Origin of the sequence: Rhizobium sp. SG741 (assembly GCF_012275435.1) — a bacterium.
Classification (GTDB): Bacteria; Pseudomonadota; Alphaproteobacteria; order Rhizobiales; family Rhizobiaceae; genus Rhizobium; species Rhizobium lusitanum.
The window spans coordinates 267,176-284,343 of the sequence record NZ_JAAZQP010000005.1 but is presented as its reverse complement, the minus strand read 5'-3'; the positions used below and the strand labels follow the sequence as shown (position 1 = coordinate 284,343).

Sequence of the window (17,168 nt, the reverse complement as noted above, 5' to 3'; positions counted from 1 at the left end):
TATCGACGTTCAAAATCCCAGATCAGGCAATAGAAGCACATGTCCGTCAGCCTTCGCAGCGCAACTCCAGACGACCTCCCGCAAATCACCGCCATCTACCGCGATTCCGTCCTGAACGGCACGGCGAGCTACGAGATCACGCCGCCGAGCGATGAGGAGATGGCAGACCGCTTTCAGGCAATCCGGGAGAAGGGCTATCCCTACATCGTCGCCGAAGACGAGGGCGGCGCATTCCTCGGCTATGCCTATGCCTCGGCGTTCCGCACGCGGCCGGCCTATCGCTGGATGGTGGAGGATTCGATCTATCTTGCCCCGGAAGCCCGCGGGCGGGGCGTCGGGAGGCTGCTGCTGGACGCCTTGGTGGAGAGCTGCCAGACGCTCGGCTTCCGCCAGATGATCGCCGTCATCGGCGGAGCACATCCGGCCTCCGTCGCCGTGCATCGCGCCGCAGGCTTCACCGAGGTAGGGTTGCTGAAAGGCACCGGCTACAAGCACGGCCGATGGCTGGATACCATGCTGATGCAAAAGGCGTTGGGCGATGGTGCGGATACCGATCCGGATCCGTCGGTTTATCCTGGGACGTTGTTCGGCGGGTAGCATTACCCGTATGCCGAGCCTCTGATACCCCCTCGGTCACTTCGGGACAGAGGGGGGCCGCACTATCCTCATACCCACCGTCAATTCAGGGAAACTACTTCTCCACCAGCTTCAGCTGCTTGTCGAAAACCTTCAGCACCTGGCTCAGGTCATGCCCGCGTTTCAGGATCATGCCGCTGGTGCTGACCACCGAGAAGGCGCCCTGCTTGGCGGCCAGCTTCGGGTTCTTTTCGATACGGAAGAGCGGCATCTCGCCGGAGCGTTTGAAGACGGAGAAAACCGCCTTGTCCTTGAGATGATCGATTGCGTAGTCCCGCCACTCGCCTTCGCCGACCATGCGGCCGTAGATCCACAAAATGGCGTCGAGCTCCCGGCGATGAAAGGTCACCGGTATCGGATCCCTGCTCTGTTTGTATTCCCTGAGATCAACAACGACGGAGGTGGTGGTATCGACGGAGCGGCTTTCGCTATGTCGCAAATCCGGCTGATCAGTCATCAATCCCCCAAGGGCTATCTCATGACAGGAGAATGACAGTTTGCCTCAGCCGCTTCAAATTGCAAGACACCTGGCCGCTCACAATTTCTTTTCGGCGCGAGAAAGCATCTTGGCAGCGCCGCATTTCAGTCAAAACGACGCCCAATTTACAAGAATTATAGTCAGCCGTTTGGCGCCGCCGCGCCAAACGGCCCGGCCGGGGCGCATCGATTAAACCCCAGCCCCGAATGCGTCCTCGCCGGGCACCTCCCCTTTTTGGCGGCAGCCAAAATAGGGGCCTTTTCGGCGCTAGCCGAAACGGAGAGCTTTCAGGCTGATGTGGGAAAAGCCACTCAGCCGTCCGAGCCGATCGTCAAGACAGTTGCCCCGATGATGGCGGCCGGATCACCCGAAGGCGTCGAAGCCTGCAGGAGAACGGCAAGCCCTTTCCTACCGGCTTTATCAAGCACATTGGCGGGCAAGACGATGTTCATGGCCTTGCCATCCCACATGCCCACGGTTTCGACATCGGAGACCGCATGCATATAGGCAATCTGCTGGCCGTTGTTTTCGCCGCCCTTCGGAGCCACCATCTGTTCCTTGTCGAAATAGACGACGACCACATTGGCCTTGCCCTGGCCAGCACCGATCTTGATCTCGAGCTCGTCGCCCTTCATGGCGGCATTCACCGGCACGATCAGCCCTTCGCCTCCACGCTGGAAGTCATCAAGCTTGACATTGATTGCGCCGAGGTCGGCACCATTCATATGATCCCGGCCATTGACGACGGCCTGGGGGGTATAGACCCCGCTCCGGCCCAGCGCGCGGGCATAGGCATATTGGCGCGCCGTATTGTCCTTGGACGCCATGGTGTCGCTCCAGCCGAGATAGTTCCAGTAGTCGACATGATAGGCGAGCGCCACAACGTCGCCCTGGCGGATCAGCTTGCGGAACGCCGCATCGGCGGGCGGACAGGAGGCGCAGCCCTGCGCGGTGAAAAGCTCGACCACGCCCTTGATCTTCGCAGCCTCCTGCGCATGCAGCGAACTTGCCAGCGCGATGCCTGCCAGAAGTGGAACCGAAAATCGAAGGCGCATTCCCTTGTACCTCTTTCTCAAATTCGAGAGTGTCTGCCCGTGCAGACCTCGAAACCGCTCACGCTCCCTGGGGCAGCCAAGTCCGTATCAAGCCCGAAAAATCTGAAACAAGAGATAATAGTTTAGCGCGATGACGCAAAGTCACGATGGGGTGAGGCAAAGGCCCGACAACGCGCGTCTCGTACACATCAGCGTGAAAAAAGACGCCGCCGGGAAACTTCCCCGGCGGCATGCAATCATGGCTTCAAAGCCTATCAGGCCTATCAGGCAGCGAGATCGCGCAGAACGGTCTGCAAGATGCCGCCATTGTTGACGTAGATGATCTCATCCAGCGTATCGATACGGCAGATGATCGGGATATCGCGAACCGTGCCGTCGCCATAGGTGATCTTGGCGATCTTGCGCTCGCGCGGCTTGATATGTTCCAGGCCCTCGATCGAGACGATCTCGTCGCCCTTAAAGCCAAGGGTTGCCCAGGTGGTGCCCTCCTCGAAGACGAAGGGGATGACGCCCATGCCCACCAGGTTCGAGCGGTGGATGCGCTCGAAGGACTGGGCGATCACGGCGCGCACGCCGAGCAGGTTGGTGCCCTTGGCAGCCCAGTCGCGCGACGAGCCGTTGCCGTATTCGACGCCGGCGAAGATGACGAGCGGAACGCCCTCGGCTTTGTACTGCATGGCCGCATCGTAGATCGAGGTCTCTTCCTTGGACGGATAGTGGATGGTGTAGCCACCCTCCTTGCCGTTCGGGCCGAGCATGTGGTTGCGGATGCGGATATTGGCGAAGGTGCCGCGCATCATCACTTCATGATTGCCGCGGCGCGTGCCGTACTGGTTGAAGTCGGCAACGCCGACGCCATGGTCGATGAGGTAGGAACCGGCCGGCGAGGCAGCCTTGATCGAACCGGCCGGGGAAATATGGTCGGTGGTGATCTTGTCGCCGAACAGGCCGAGAACGCGGGCGCCCTTGATGTCGGAAATGCCGGCGCCGGTCTTGCCCATGCCGACGAAGTAAGGCGGGTTCTGCACATAGGTCGAGTTGTCGTCCCAGGCATAGGTCTGGCCCGGAGGAACCTGCACGGCCTGCCAGTTGGCATCGCCCTTGAAGACGTCGGCGTACTTGGATTCATACAGTTCGCGGGTGACGTATTTCAGGATGAATTCCTGGATCTCGTGCGAGGTCGGCCAGATGTCCTTGAGATAGACCGGCTTGCCGTTCTGGTCTTCGCCGAGCGGCTCCTTGGTCAGATCGAGCTGCACCGAGCCGGCGAGCGCATAGGCGACGACGAGCGGCGGCGAGGCCAGGTAATTTGCCTGGACATCAGGCGAAATGCGGCCTTCGAAGTTGCGATTGCCGGAGAGGACGCCTGATACGATCAGGCCCTTGTCGTTGATCGTCTTCGAGATCGGCGCCGGCAGCGGGCCGGAATTGCCGATGCAGGTGGTGCAGCCGAAGCCGACCAGATTGAAGCCGAGCTTGTCAAGATCGGCCTGCAGGCCGGACTTGGCGAGATATTCGCCGACGACCTGGCTTCCCGGTGCCAGCGAGGTCTTGACCCACGGCTTGGTCTTCAGGCCCTTGGCGACGGCGTTGCGGGCGAGAAGGCCGGCAGCGATCAGCACCGACGGGTTCGAGGTGTTGGTGCAGGACGTGATGGCGGCGATCGCAACGTCACCATGGCCGAGATCGAAGTCCGTGCCTTCCACCGCATAGCGGTTCGAAAGCTGGCCGGGCTTCTTGTATTCGGTGTCCAGCGAGGTAGCGAAGCCGGAGGCGATGTTTTCCAGCGCGATACGGCCTTCCGGGCGCTTCGGGCCGGCCATCGACGGCACGACGTCGCCGAGATCGAGCTCCAGCGTATCGGTGAAGACGAGGTCGGCGCCGTCATTGTCACGCCACATGCCCTGCGCCTTGGAATAGGCTTCGACGAGCGCGATGCGGTCCTTGGCGCGGCCGGACATGTTGAGATAGTTCAGCGTTTCCTTGTCGACCGGGAAGAAGCCGCAGGTCGCGCCGTATTCCGGACCCATGTTGCCGATGGTGGCGCGGTCGGCGAGCGGCAGCGCGTCGAGGCCGGGGCCGAAGAATTCGACGAACTTGGAAACAACGCCCTTCTTGCGCAGCATCTGCACGACGGTCAGCACGAGGTCGGTCGCGGTGACGCCTTCCTTGAGCTTGCCGGTCAGCTTGAAGCCGATGACTTCTGGCAGCAGCATGGAGACGGGCTGGCCGAGCATGGCGGCTTCAGCCTCAATGCCGCCGACGCCCCAGCCGAGAACGCCGAGACCGTTGATCATGGTCGTGTGCGAATCGGTGCCGACGCAGGTGTCGGGATAAGCGATCGTTTCGCCGTCTTCTTCCTTCGTCCAGACGGTCTGGCCGAGATATTCGAGGTTGACCTGATGACAGATGCCGGTGCCGGGGGGAACGACGCGGAAGTTCTTGAACGCCTGCTGGCCCCACTTCAGGAAGCGGTAACGCTCGCCGTTGCGCTGATATTCAAGCTCGACGTTGCGGGCGAAAGCCTGCGGCGTGCCGAATTCATCGACGATAACAGAGTGGTCGATAACGAGGTCGACCGGAACAAGCGGGTTGATCTTTTCCGGATCGCCACCGAGGGAGACCATGGCGTCGCGCATGGCGGCGAGGTCGACAACGGCCGGGACGCCGGTGAAGTCCTGCATCAGCACACGCGCCGGGCGATAGGCGATTTCATTCTCGACTGTGCCCTTGTTGGTCAGCCATTCGGCGACGGCAAGGATATGTTCCTTGGTGACCGACTGCCCGTCTTCAAAACGCAGCAGGTTTTCCAAAAGCACCTTCATGGAATAAGGCAGCTTGGAAACATCGGGCAAACCATTCGCTTCAGCCTTGGGCAGGCTGAAATAGATGTAGTCTTTCCCGTTCACGGTCAGCGTGGAACGACAATTGAAACTGTCAAGAGATTTAGACACGAGATACCCCGTTTCTGATAGCCAACACAGTCGTGCGAACGCCTATGCACTTTATGCACATCAGGATGCGGGTACGGCCATTTCCGCTGTCCGCACGTAAGGCAGAAAACCTTATGTTCGGCGCAAGGATGAAATTCACGCCGACCGCTGGCGTGGTTGCAGGTCTTATAGATAATTTCGTAAAGACTTGCCAGAGTGACAAGATGCAAATTTGGACAATTTTTTGCGCGTTGCGGCAACGAAAATAGGGAAAGCCTGAGCGAATGCATCTAAGGGCTGAAAATCTGGCGGCGAGGCGGGGCGAAGACCTGATTTTCTCGAACGTTTCCTTTGGCTTGGAGGGTGGCGACGCCCTCGTTCTGACCGGCCGCAACGGCTCCGGAAAGTCCACGCTTTTGCGCGTGGTCGCCGGTCTTCTAAGGCAGGAGAAGGGCCGCGTCACATTCACTGGTGCCGACGGCGATTCGGACCGCCTACCCGCCGAGGCCAGCCACTATCTCGGCCATCGCAATGCAATGAAATACGAGCTCACGGTAGCCGAAAACCTGACCTTCTGGAAAGCCTTCCTCGGCGATATGCCAGGCGGCGCCGGCCTCGGCATCGAGGCGGCGGCGGACGCTGTTGGACTTGCCGATATCACCCATCTCCCCTTCGGCTATCTCTCAGCCGGCCAACAACGGCGAATCGCTTTCGCCAAACTCCTGGTCGCCCATCGCCAGATCTGGATCCTCGACGAGCCGACAGCCGCGCTCGACACTTCGGCGGACCAGCTCTTCACCGATCTGATCTCGGCACATCAGAAGAAGGGCGGCATCGTCCTTGCGGCGACGCATCAGCCGCTGGGATTAAATAATGTGCGGGAAATGCGGATGACCGGATTTGCCGGGGTGAGTGAAGGGGTTTGGGGATGACGAGAACGACGATTTTCCTCTTGTCCCCTTGGGAAGACCATGCCCGAAGAGCAGATGAGGGGGGCGAGGAGCGAAGCACAGAGCATCTTGAGCGGAAGCGAAAGATCAGACTTTTATGGAGAAGAAACCCCCTCATCCGGCCCTTCGAGCAACCTTCTTCCCGAGGGGAGAAGGGGATTGGTGCCACATCATGACCGCCCTCTTCCTCCGCGATCTCAAACTCTCGGTGCGCGCCGGCGGCGGAGCCTTGATCGGCATACTCTTCTTCCTCACCGTCGTCGCCGTCATTCCCTTCGGAGTCGGGCCCGACCTGAAACTGTTGTCGCGAATCGGCCCGGCCATCGTCTGGATCGGCGCGCTGCTTGCCTGCCTGCTCGGGCTCGACCGTCTGTTTCAGGCCGAACGGGACGACGGCTCGCTCGATCTGCTCGTCATGCAGGAGACGCCGCTGGTCCTCACGGTTCTCATCAAATGCGCCGCGCATTGGATAGCAACAGGCCTTCCGCTGGTCATTGCCTCGCCGCTGCTCGGTCTCTTTATGAATATGAGTGAAACAGCGATCGCCGCCACGGCCCTGACCTTGCTCGTCGGCTCGCCGGCGATCACCTTCATCGGCGCGGTAGGCGCAGCTGTTGCCGTGGCGCTGCCGCGCGGCGGCCTGTTGGTGTCGATCCTGGTGCTGCCGCTGGCCATCCCCGTGCTGATCTTCGGCGTCAGCGCGACCTATGCTGCCGTCGAGGGGCCGCAACCCTTCCTGCCGCCTTTCCTGATCCTGATCGCCCTCACCCTGTTCTTCGCCGTGCTCGGCCCGGCGGCTGCCGCCCTTGCCTTGCGGAACACGACGGATTGATCGCGATGAGATACTGTTTCGCCCATCTGAGACAATGCTGTCGATTGCCGGAAAAGCCATATCGGGTTAAACAAGCCGCATGAGCGATATCAGCCCTGCGATCAGCCGATTTTCCGACCTCGCCAACCCCACGCGGTTCCTGGCCTTTTCGGCGCGTCTCATTCCCTGGCTGGCAGCGATCTCGGCCATACTCTTTGCGATCGGCCTTTACCTCTCCTTCTCGACCGAGGGCGATTACCAGCAGGGCGACACCGTCCGCATCATGTATATTCACGTTCCGGCCGCCTGGCTTTCGATGATGTGCTACACGATCATGAGTATGTCGGCGATCGGCACGCTGGTCTGGCGTCATCCGCTCGCTGACGTCGCCGGCAAGACCGCCGCCCCGCTCGGCGCCGCCTTCACCCTGATCGCGCTCGTCACCGGCTCGCTATGGGGCAAGCCGATGTGGGGCACCTATTGGGTCTGGGATGCGCGGCTGACCTCGGTCTTCATCCTGTTCCTGATGTATCTCGGCCTGATCGCACTGAACCGCGCCATGGACGATCCGTCCAAAGCCGCGCGCGTCGCCGCCGTGCTGACTCTGGTGGGCTTCATCAACATTCCGATCATCAAGTTCTCGGTCGACTGGTGGAACACATTGCACCAGTCGGAAAGCATCATGCGTCTGGATGGCCCGGCGATCGACACCGCATTCCTCTGGCCGCTCTTCATCATGGCGCTGGCCTTCACCCTGCTGTTCTTCACCCTGCATCTGATGGCGATCCGCAACGAGATCTGGCGCCGCCGCATTGCCGCGCAGCGCCGTATCGCCGCTCGCATGGCAAGTCGGGAGGAATAGCATGACCCATCCCTTCTACGTCTTCGGCTCCTATGGCTTTGCTGCCGTCATGATTCTCGCCATCATCGCCTGGACATGGATCGACGGACGCCTGCGTCGTCGCGAGCTGGCCGCACTCGAAGCATCAGGCATCCGCCGCCGTTCGCAGCGCGCGCCCGAAGGCGATGCGAAATGACCACCGATGCCGGCAATAAGGATCAGCCGAAATCGGGCGGCGGCACCGGGCGCTATCTGCTGGCGCTGATCCCGCTCATCGTCTTTGCCTGCATCGCACTTGCCGTCGGCAAGGTCATGTACGACCAGGAGGTTCATGGCACTGACATCTCCGCCATCCCCTCGGCGCTGATCGGCACGAAAGCGCCAAAGCTCGCTCTGCCGCCGCTCGAAGGCTCCAACCTGCCGGCGCTGACCGATGAGGCCATCAAGGGCAAGCTGACGCTTGTCAATGTCTTCGCCTCATGGTGCGTTCCGTGCCGGGACGAGCATCCGGTACTGAAGGAGCTCGCGAAAGACGGCCGGCTGAACATCGTCGCGATCAACTACAAAGACACGAGTGAGAACGCCCTGCGCTTCCTCGGTGAACTCGGCAATCCCTACAACGCCATCGGCATCGACCCCAACGGCTCCGCCGCCATAGACTGGGGCGTCTACGGCATCCCGGAATCCTACCTCGTCGCCCCCGACGGCACGATCCTTTACAAACAGGTCGGCCCGTTTACGCCGACGAGTTTGAAGGAAGGGCTCTATCCGGCCATAACGAAGGCGCAGGGGAAGCCGGTATCCTGAACTCCTTCTTCCCTCGGGGGTCCGAAGGACGGGTTGAGACCTGCGGCTCAACCCCGGTCAGGTGCCCGAAGGGCGGATGAGGGGGCCGAAAAGCAAAACAACAATGGCCTCAAGCGACAAGCGAACGGCAATTTCCCGGTAACGCCCCTCACCCGGCGCCCCTTCGATAAACTCAGGATTGCCACCCTCTCCCCGTAGGGGCGAGGGGGAACAAGCTAAATCCCGCCCTGCCAGGTCTTGATCGCTTCGACCGGCCAGACGAGCATCAGCACATTGAGCGTGAGATTGTCGCGGATCAGGTAACCCGTCAGGAGCTCGAAGAAGATGGCGATGGCGATCGTGACGATCACCGGCGCACGCCAGGCAAACAGGAAGCCAACCACCATGAACACCGCGTCCATCGCCGAATTCAGAATGCTGTCGCCAACATAATCGAGCGAGATCGTCGCGGCGCGGTAGCGGTTGATGATGATGGGCGAGTTCTCCAGCAGTTCCCAGCCGGATTCGATCAGCATGGCGACGAACAGGCGCATCGACAGCGGCTTACCGCGCATGATCAGATGCGTCAGCCCGAAAAACAGAAAGCCGTGAATGATGTGAGACGGCGTGTACCAATCGGCGATATGCTGCGAATTGCCGCTGGATTTCACGACGGGCTCGAAAAGCTTCACGTAACCGCAGGTGCAGATCGGCACGCGGCCCATCATATATTCCGCGACGATCTGCACGAGCAGGACAAGGGCGCAGGCGATGAACCAGAAGCTTTGCTGCCGGTAGCGGTTTTGCGCGTCGACTGCTTCGGTCATTTTCCGCTTTCCGCCGGCTGCTCGATCGTATGCTTCATGATCAGCGGCATTTGCGACAGCGTGAAGAGGATGGTGATCGGCATCGTTCCCCAGACCTTGAAGTTCACCCAGAGATTATCCGCGGCCTTGACGTCGGGCAGGTAATACCAGTTCGACAGGCGCCAGACGACTTCGTTGAGCACGGCAAGAACCAGGAAGAAGAGACCCCAGCGAAGCGTGAGCTTGCGCCAGCCTTCGCTATCCAGTTGAAAGGCGGCGTTGAAAACGTAGCCGAGCAACGATTTGCCGAAAGCGAGCCCGCCAAGCAGGACAACACCGAACAGAGCGTTGACGATGGTGGGCTTCATCTTGATGAAGGTTTCATTCTGCAGGTAGATGCCGAGCGCACCGAAGACGAGGACGACGATGCCTGACACGAAGGGCATCAGCGGCAGATGGCCGAGCACGACCTTCGAGACGACGAGCGAGATCACCGTTGCCGCCATGAACAGGCCGGTGGCGACGAAGAGCGGTCCGCCCAGCGCGGACAGCGCCGGGAACTGCTGCGCCAACCAGTCGCCGCGCAGATTGCCGAAGAAGAACACCAGCAAAGGCCCAAGTTCCAGAACCAGCTTCAACAGCGGATGATGCTTGTCGGCGGCACTTGGGGTGAGTTCGTTATCGCTGGTCGTCATTGCGGCACTTTCGCTATCGTCGAATTTGTTCTTATCGTTCATTGGCTGCTTCCGGCACCTGTCCCTGCGATGGCGTTGGCGAAATCCTCGGCCTCGAACGGCTCGAGATCGTCTACACCCTCGCCGACGCCGATGAAATAGACCGGCAGCTTGTGCTTGGCCGAGATCGCCACAAGGATGCCGCCGCGCGCCGTGCCGTCAAGCTTCGTCATGATCAGGCCGTTGACGCCGGCAACGTTGCGGAAGATCTCCACCTGGTTCAGCGCGTTTTGGCCGGTGGTGGCATCCAGCGTCTGCAGCACGGTATGCGGCGCGTCCGGATCGAGCTTGCCGAGGACGCGAACGATCTTTTCGAGTTCGGCCATCAGCTCCGCCTTGTTCTGCAGGCGGCCGGCGGTATCGATGATCAGCACGTCGCTCTTGTTGGCCTTGGCCTGCTGGAAAGCATCGAAGGCTAGACCGGCCGCATCCGCGCCGATCTTGGTGCCGATGAATTCCGACTTGGTGCGCTCGGCCCAGATCTTCAGCTGCTCGATGGCAGCCGCGCGGAACGTGTCGCCGGCGGCAACCATGACCTTGAGCCCGGCGCCGGATAGCTTGGCCGCCAGCTTGCCGATGGTCGTCGTCTTGCCGGTGCCATTGACGCCGACCACGAGGATGACGTGCGGCTTGTGGCTGAGATCGAGCTGCAGCGGCTTGGCGACCGGCTTCAGCACCTTGGCGATTTCCTGCGCCATGATGCGGCCGACATCCTCGCTTGTCACGTCCTTGCCATAGCGCTCGGAGGCCAGCGTATCGGTCACCCGCATCGCCGTCTCGACGCCGAGATCGGCCTGGATCAGCAGATCCTCCAGATCCTGCAGCGTCTGGTCGTCGAGCTTGCGCTTGGTAAAGAGCGCGGCGATCTGGCCTGTCAGTTGCGACGATGTGCGAGCAAGGCCGGCGCGCAGGCGCTGGAACCAGGAGAGCTTCTGCTTGAGGGCTTCGGGAGCGGGCTCGGGGATGCTGGAGGCCGTGGCGAAGCCTTTGGGGAGGATGGGGGCTGCGGCTGGGATTTCGGTAGTTTCCGGCGACTGTTCCGAGTCCGTCTGAGCTTCGGTGCTTTCCGACGAGAGCTCCGAGCTAGCCGAAACTTCCTCACCCCCCTCTGTCTTTTCGGACATCTCCCCCACAGGGGTGGAGATCGGTTCTGGAGTGGTATCCTCCGCCACAGCATCAGCCTCAGCGTTTTTGGCTTGCTCCGGCTCGACAATTTCACTCTTACCAGCCTGCTCCGGAGCAACCGGCTCATGCGAAACAACCGCCTCTGCAGCCTTTTCAGCCAACTGTTCGTGCTCGACCGGCGCGGCATCCTCCAACCGATCTCCCCCCGCGTGGGGGAGATGTCCCGGCGGGACAGAGGGGGGCGAGGTAGGTTCGGCCAACTCGGAAGCCGGCGAAACATCCGCAACAGGCGCTTCTTGCTCCGGAGCGGGCACGTCCGGTGCAATAACCTCCGCAGGCGCCTGTTCTTCCGCCGGCTTCTCACGGCCGAAGGTGAAGACTTTTTTAATGAAACCAAGCGCCATGAAGTATCCGTTGAAGCATTAGGCCGCGTTAGCGGCCAGAAGTTGCATGTCGAGGTGCTTGCCATTGTGGCCGGTGATTGCGACCTGCACAAGGTCGCGCGGGCGAAGGCCGGGGGCGGCGACAAGCGTGAAATTTTCGGTATGGGCCAGCCCGTTATTCTCCACAAGCAGCCATTGCCGTGTTCCGACCATGCTGTCGAGATGGGTCTGGTGCAGTCTTTGTCCAGCCTCGCGCAGGCGGGCGGCGCGTTCCTTGATCAGCACGCGGTCGAGCTGCGGCATGCGGGCGGCGGGCGTGCCGGGGCGCAGGCTGTAAGGGAAAACATGCAGATGCGCGATCGCGGCCTGTTCGGCAAGGCCAACGGCATTGTCGAACATCTCTTCCGTCTCTGTGGGAAAACCGGCGATCATGTCGGCGCCGAAGCTCGTCTCGGGTCGCAGGCGGCGCACGTCCTCGATGAACCGCAAGGCGTCGGCGCGCGAGTGCCGCCGCTTCATCCGCTTCAAGATCATATCGTCGCCATGCTGCAGCGACAGATGCAGATGCGGCATGAAGCGCGGTTCGTCGGCGATAAGATCCATCAGGTGCCTGTCGGCCTCAATACTGTCGATCGAGGAGAGGCGCAGGCGGCGGATATCCGGGATCTGCTTCAGCAATGTCTTGGCAAGCAGGCCGAGCGTTGGCGTTCCGGGCAAATCAGCGCCGTAACTCGTGGCATCGACGCCGGTCAGCACGATCTCGCGATAACCGCTTTCAACCAAGTTACGGGCCTGATCGACGACCGCGCCCATCGGCACAGAGCGCGAATTGCCGCGGCCATAGGGGATGATGCAGAAGGTGCAGCGATGATCACAGCCGTTCTGCACCTGGATGAAGGCGCGCACATGGCCGTCGATATGGCGGATCATCTGCGGGGCGGTCGCCCGCACGCTCATGATATCGTTGACGCGGAGCTTCTCTTCTGCCGAAACGCCGAAATCCGGCAGCGCGCGATAGGAGGCGCTCTTCAGCTTCTCCTCGTTGCCGAGCACGGCATCCACTTCGGCCATTTCGGCAAAGATCTGCTTTTCCGTCTGCGCGGCACAGCCTGTCACGATGATGCGCGCATGCGGATTGTCGCGCCGCGCGCGGCGGATCGCCTGGCGTGCCTGGCGCACGGCTTCGCCTGTTACGGCGCAGGTATTGACCAGGATGGCGTTGTTGAGCCCGGCTTTCTCCGCCTGCGACCTCATCACTTCGGATTCATAGGTGTTGAGACGACAGCCGAAGGTAATGACCTCGACCCCGCTCACCGCGCCTGAGCCCCCTGCTCCTGATCGCGCGTGAAGCTGCCCGTCACGGGATCGACCATACCGGACCACTCCCATTCGGCAGGACCGGTCATGACGACATGCTCGTCACTCTCTCGCCATTCGATGGTGAGCTGGCTCGGCGCAGGCGCGGAGGCGACGTCGATCGTCACCTTGCGGCCGGTGCGGCCGGTGCGAGCAGCGCTGACGGCGGCAGAACAGGCGGCGGAGCCGCAGGCCAGCGTCAGACCGGCGCCGCGCTCCCATGTGCGGGTCCGCACCGTCGTCCGCGAAAGCACCTGCGCCAGCGTGATGTTGGCGCGCTCGGGAAACATCGGATGGTTTTCGAGCAGCGGTCCGAAGCGGGCGAGATCGAAGGACATCGGGTCCTTGTCGACCCAGAAGATCGCATGCGGATTGCCCATCGACATCGCAGCGGGCGAATGCAGGACGGGATTGTCGATTGGCCCGATCTGCAGCTCGATATGGCGCGTGTCGGCGAATTCCTCGGCGAGCGGAATCTTGTCCCAATCGAATACCGGCTTACCCATGTCGACAGATATCGTGCCGTCCTCGTGCTCGACGGCGTTCAGGATACCGGCGACGGTCTGGAAGGTGAACACCTTCTTTCCGGTCTCGGCTGATAGCGCCTGCACGACGCAACGCGTGCCGTTGCCACAAGCCTGTGCCTTGGTGCCGTCGGAGTTGAGGATATCGATCCAGGCGTCGGTTCCCTGCGCCTTCGGATCATGGATCGCCATGATCTGATCGAACTCGGTAGCAGGATCGGCATTGAGCGCAATCGCAGCCTCAGCCGTCACCACGTCCTTGCGGCCGCGCATGTCGACGACCAGGATCTTGTTGCCAAGCCCGTTCATCCGCGCGAATTCGACCATATTGCTCATGGTGGTATGTCCGTCAGTGTTTTCGAGCTGTATATGGCGGAAATGCGGGGGAATTACCAGTGCCGTGATATTCGCTGCTCATGGCCAGGCTTAGGCCGCGCTTGACGAACACAAACGACCGCTTCAACCTCGACAGAGAAGCGACAAAGCTGTCCCGCGATCCTGCTCTATGCGACCGATGTGGTTTGCTCGCGATCCGTCATGTGATTTCTCAGGTGCATCAGCGTCAGCTCGGTTCCCGGGTGGGGCAGTTCGGTCGCCGCCGCACACCGGATTCCAAGGACGGCCGAAGCTCTCTGGTGTCGTAGACGGAGGCCGCGAAGGCGACTTCCAGCCGCCCGTGAAGCCCTGCATACAAACAGTACCCACCTTCTTGCCGGCTTCTCGCACGATGAGATCGCAACCCTCGTGGCGCAATGATAGTTTGAAATCGCGCATATCCGGACATGGCGGAACGCAGAGACTGTTTCTCCCACAACCCGTACATCCAATATCCCGCCTGCTCCCAGCGGACGGCATCGCCATGGCGGATAAGGCGGCTCTCTGCCTGATCTCGGCAAAAGACCTTGCGGCGCTGAGCCCGGCGCGATTTATTTCGACAAAAATTTGCTCCAGTGTCGGATTGCAGAAGGTTTGCTCGTCCTAGGATCGTCCACTCCGTCAATTCAGAAGGATCATGACCATGCCGAATACCATTCGCCTGCACCGCGTCCTGGCAACCAGCCCGGAAAAGGTCTATCGCGCATTCCTCGAAGCGGACGCGCTCGCCAAGTGGCTTCCCCCCAATGGCTTTACCTGCAGCGTGCATCACTTCGAACCGACAGTCGGCGGTAAGTTCAAGATGTCGTTCCGCAACTTTACGACGGGCAAAAGCCATGCCTTCGGCGGCGAATATGTCGAGCTCATTCCCGGCGAACGCCTGCGCTACACCGACAGGTTCGACGACCCCAACCTGCCCGGCGAAATGGACGTGACCGTGACCTTGAAAAAGGTCCTGGTCGGGACAGAGGTGAATATAACCCAGGCGGGCGTGCCGGACGTCATCCCGCCTGAAGCCTGCTATCTCGGCTGGCAGGAATCACTGCGAAACCTGGCAAAGCTCGTCGAGCCAGAGATCAATCAGTAAGCTCGGCACCCACAAGGCTTCTGCACGCAACTCCTTCTCCCCGAGGGGAGAAGGAGTTTTCGGTGCGAACAGGCGGCGCCCCTTCAAACAACCGGCACGTCGAACACTTCCCCCGCCCTCAGCGGTCGAAACCGGTCCGGCTCCACGCCTTCGGCCTTCAGCGCCGCATCCAACGCGTGAACGGGCTCATCGATCCCCTCGTCCGTCAGCTGGAAGGTCGCGAAATGATGCCCGGCGACATAAGCGGCGTTGCAGAGCTTCATGCCCTTGACCGCCTCTACAGGGTTCTGGTGCTGGCCCTTCATGAACCAGCGCGGCTCATAGGCGCCGAAAGGCAGAATGGCGAGGCGGAAGCCGCCATGTTTCTGCCTGACAGCCTCATAGTTGATGCCATCGTGAAAGCCTGTGTCGCCGACATGGTAGATCCTGCCAGCCGGCGTCGTCAGCACGAAAGCGGCCCAAAGGGCCATGCGCCGGTCGCCCATGCCCCGCGCCGACCAGTGATGGCAGGGCTCGACATCGATGGTCACCCCGCCATTGACAGCGATGCGATCGCCCCAATCGACCACGACGATTTCGGCGTCGGGCACGGCGCGGCGGATAATCGTATCGTTGCCGAGCGGTGTAACGATCTTCGGCCGCTGGCGGGCCTGCAGGCTCGCCAGCGTGGCGAGATCGAGGTGGTCATAGTGATTGTGCGAGACCAGCACGAGGTCGATGGGCGGCAGATCCTCGAAGCGGATGCCGGGCGGCACCACGCGCTTCGGCCCGATCGAGCGGAACGGACTGACGCGTTCGGACCAGACCGGATCCGTCAGCATGTTCAGGCCGGCGATCTGCACCAGCATCGACGCATGCCCGACCATGGTCACCCGCATTTGATCGCCGAACACATGCCGGTCTGGCTTTGCCGAGGGAAAGGCGCTGATGACCGGATTGGGCCAGCGCACCCGGCCGCCCGCGAACTGCCATTTCAGCAGATCAAGCGAACTTCCCGGCCCGACACCGCCGGGATTGAAGAAGCGCAGACCATCGAAATGGTCGGAAGCCGGGCCTTGATAATAGGGATTCTTTTTCTTGCCGGAGCCGGATGCGCTTGTCATGGCTTGTCCACTCCTTGCTCGCCCATCATTTCCCCTTCGCCAGGCAAGCCAGCCTTCGCCAGCCACTCCTCGACCTCGCGCGCCGTCAGCGTTCGCTCAAGCACGACATTGGCCGGCATAACGAAAAGCTGCGGCGTAAAGAAGCTCGTGTCCCACAGCGCAGCACCTTCGACAGGAGGCGAAAGCAGGATGACCTGCGTGCCATCGATGCGGGTGATGGTATCGACGGATGCCTCGCCCGATATCTCCACAGCGCCAGACTGATTAGGTTGCACCGTTTCATAGCGCCACCATGGCTCGTCGTTACCGTCTTCCACCACGGTTACGCAACGCGCCATGTCGATGATGAACCTGTTTGGCGAGCGGCCGCCTGGCAGGGTCTCCCCGAAAGCCGCCTGGATCAGCGTGAAGAGATGAAAGCAGTTGACGATATTCTCATAGCGCAGGCGGAAGCCTCGACGGCTCGGCACATGCAGGACAAGCAAGAGGTCGCTGCGGCTCAGAAGCATATGGCGCACCCAAGCCGCACCCGGCGTATAATCCTGCAGCTCGGCGAGCTGCGCCATCAGGCTGGTATCACCGGCGGCAAGCGCACGCTCCTTCGGCATCGCCGCGAGGTGCGAGACGACCGACTGACCGAGCAACTGGAAAGCTTCGAGCAGCTGCTGTTGCCGCGGGCTCAGCTCCTTGCGGCCGGCAAAGCCGCGATGGATCTGCGGCAGCCAGGTCGTAAAAAGCTCCCACACGGCGGGACCGCTACGCTCCACCGAACCCCCGGTCTCGACCACGGTACCCAGCATATTCGCCAGGATCGCGGCACCGGGAGGCGGCAGGCTGCGCAACTCGCGCGCTGCCCGCGTGACGATTTTCGGCTGCACCTTGGCGTCGGCATAGAAGGCCTGCGCCGCGGCGTTGAACCGCGCGTCGACCCGGCCGCCGGCATAGCTGCGGCACGCGGCAAGAAGATTGGTCAGGGCTGCATCGTTCATTCAGTTCTGTCTCGGGGAAACATGATTTGGCGGGGATCAATACAATAACTAGAGGAGCGTATTGGCGGTAAAACGACGTTCATATAGCGATATTGGGCATGCATCCCAGGCATTTCCACCGCCTCGGGTTGACTTTGGCGGCCTTTTCCTGTTTATCGCCCGCAATCTGCGACGAGCACAAGCCTCCGAGCCACCG

Annotated in this window: 17 protein-coding genes; 7 read left to right on the top strand and 10 right to left on the bottom strand. The window is 61.3% G+C overall.

Translation table 11 applies throughout. The annotated features are described in order from the left end of the window. Positions 1 to 39 precede the first annotated feature (39 nt). On the top strand, positions 40 to 597 hold the full coding sequence (locus FHT29_RS15500; RefSeq protein ID WP_047553674.1) for a GNAT family N-acetyltransferase: 558 nt from the start codon (positions 40 to 42) through the stop codon (positions 595 to 597). Positions 598 to 691: 94 nt separating this feature from the next. Here FHT29_RS15500 and FHT29_RS15495 read toward each other — a convergent pair whose 3' ends face one another. The 3 genes from FHT29_RS15495 to acnA all read right to left on the bottom strand — a co-directional run bounded on the left by FHT29_RS15495 (position 692) and on the right by acnA (position 5,123). Continuing rightward, on the bottom strand, positions 692 to 1,093 hold the full coding sequence (locus FHT29_RS15495; protein ID WP_037196858.1) for a DUF2794 domain-containing protein: 402 nt from the start codon (positions 1,091 to 1,093) through the stop codon (positions 692 to 694). Between the two features lie 332 nt (positions 1,094 to 1,425). Then, on the bottom strand, positions 1,426 to 2,169 hold the full coding sequence (locus FHT29_RS15490; protein WP_047553677.1) for a thioredoxin family protein: 744 nt from the start codon (positions 2,167 to 2,169) through the stop codon (positions 1,426 to 1,428). Positions 2,170 to 2,432: 263 nt separating this feature from the next. Beyond that, entirely contained in the window at positions 2,433 to 5,123 is a 2,691-nt protein-coding gene (gene acnA, locus FHT29_RS15485) for an aconitate hydratase AcnA (RefSeq protein WP_168599826.1), read from the bottom strand. Between the two features lie 263 nt (positions 5,124 to 5,386). Here acnA and ccmA point away from each other — a divergent pair, with 263 nt between their 5' ends. The 5 genes from ccmA (at position 5,387) to FHT29_RS15460 (ending at position 8,511) form a co-directional block, all read left to right on the top strand. Continuing rightward, positions 5,387 to 6,034 (top strand): heme ABC exporter ATP-binding protein CcmA, encoded by a 648-nt coding sequence (ccmA, locus tag FHT29_RS15480; RefSeq protein ID WP_168599825.1) that lies wholly within the window; start codon positions 5,387 to 5,389, stop codon positions 6,032 to 6,034. Positions 6,035 to 6,224: 190 nt separating this feature from the next. Next, a complete protein-coding gene (ccmB, locus tag FHT29_RS15475) occupies positions 6,225 to 6,884 on the top strand; it encodes a heme exporter protein CcmB (RefSeq protein ID WP_047637786.1) in 660 nt (219 codons plus the stop codon). 79 nt (positions 6,885 to 6,963) lie between these two features. Then, complete coding sequence (locus tag FHT29_RS15470) at positions 6,964 to 7,725, top strand: heme ABC transporter permease (RefSeq protein ID WP_037196864.1); 762 nt, start codon at positions 6,964 to 6,966, stop codon at positions 7,723 to 7,725. A gap of 1 nt (position 7,726) precedes the next feature. Then, a complete protein-coding gene (ccmD, locus tag FHT29_RS15465) occupies positions 7,727 to 7,900 on the top strand; it encodes a heme exporter protein CcmD (RefSeq protein ID WP_037196865.1) in 174 nt (57 codons plus the stop codon). Then, positions 7,897 to 8,511, top strand: a complete 615-nt coding sequence (locus tag FHT29_RS15460) for a DsbE family thiol:disulfide interchange protein (RefSeq protein ID WP_047637784.1) — start codon at positions 7,897 to 7,899, stop codon at positions 8,509 to 8,511. Before ccmD ends, FHT29_RS15460 begins: the two co-directional genes overlap by 4 nt. Before the next feature lie 215 nt (positions 8,512 to 8,726). Here FHT29_RS15460 and FHT29_RS15455 read toward each other — a convergent pair whose 3' ends face one another. Genes FHT29_RS15455 through dapF form a run of 5 tightly spaced genes read right to left on the bottom strand, consistent with a single transcriptional unit; the run spans position 8,727 to position 13,754 of the window. After that, the gene (locus FHT29_RS15455) at positions 8,727 to 9,317 is read right to left on the bottom strand and encodes a DUF2585 domain-containing protein (RefSeq protein WP_047553686.1); all 591 of its coding nucleotides are present in this window, start codon (positions 9,315 to 9,317) and stop codon (positions 8,727 to 8,729) included. Further along, entirely contained in the window at positions 9,314 to 10,033 is a 720-nt protein-coding gene (locus FHT29_RS15450) for a septation protein A (RefSeq protein ID WP_037196871.1), read from the bottom strand. The genes FHT29_RS15455 and FHT29_RS15450 overlap by 4 nt, the downstream gene beginning before the upstream one ends. Next, entirely contained in the window at positions 10,030 to 11,559 is a 1,530-nt protein-coding gene (gene ftsY / locus FHT29_RS15445) for a signal recognition particle-docking protein FtsY (RefSeq protein WP_168599824.1), read from the bottom strand. The genes FHT29_RS15450 and ftsY overlap by 4 nt, the downstream gene beginning before the upstream one ends. Before the next feature lie 18 nt (positions 11,560 to 11,577). Then, entirely contained in the window at positions 11,578 to 12,852 is a 1,275-nt protein-coding gene (mtaB, locus tag FHT29_RS15440) for a tRNA (N(6)-L-threonylcarbamoyladenosine(37)-C(2))-methylthiotransferase MtaB (RefSeq protein WP_168599823.1), read from the bottom strand. Beyond that, positions 12,849 to 13,754, bottom strand: coding sequence for a diaminopimelate epimerase (gene dapF, locus FHT29_RS15435; RefSeq protein WP_047553694.1), 906 nt, complete (start codon positions 13,752 to 13,754; stop codon positions 12,849 to 12,851). The genes mtaB and dapF overlap by 4 nt, the downstream gene beginning before the upstream one ends. A gap of 682 nt (positions 13,755 to 14,436) precedes the next feature. On the opposite strand from dapF, the gene FHT29_RS15430 reads away from it, so the two are divergent. Then, positions 14,437 to 14,880 (top strand): SRPBCC family protein, encoded by a 444-nt coding sequence (locus tag FHT29_RS15430; RefSeq protein WP_047554367.1) that lies wholly within the window; start codon positions 14,437 to 14,439, stop codon positions 14,878 to 14,880. An 83-nt stretch (positions 14,881 to 14,963) separates the two neighbouring features. Here the strand turns inward: FHT29_RS15430 and FHT29_RS15425 are convergent, their stop codons facing one another. Further along, the gene (locus FHT29_RS15425; protein ID WP_047553697.1) at positions 14,964 to 15,983 is read right to left on the bottom strand and encodes an MBL fold metallo-hydrolase; all 1,020 of its coding nucleotides are present in this window, start codon (positions 15,981 to 15,983) and stop codon (positions 14,964 to 14,966) included. After that, positions 15,980 to 16,972 (bottom strand): hypothetical protein, encoded by a 993-nt coding sequence (locus tag FHT29_RS15420; protein WP_047553700.1) that lies wholly within the window; start codon positions 16,970 to 16,972, stop codon positions 15,980 to 15,982. Before FHT29_RS15420 ends, FHT29_RS15425 begins: the two co-directional genes overlap by 4 nt. Positions 16,973 to 17,168: the final 196 nt, after the last annotated feature.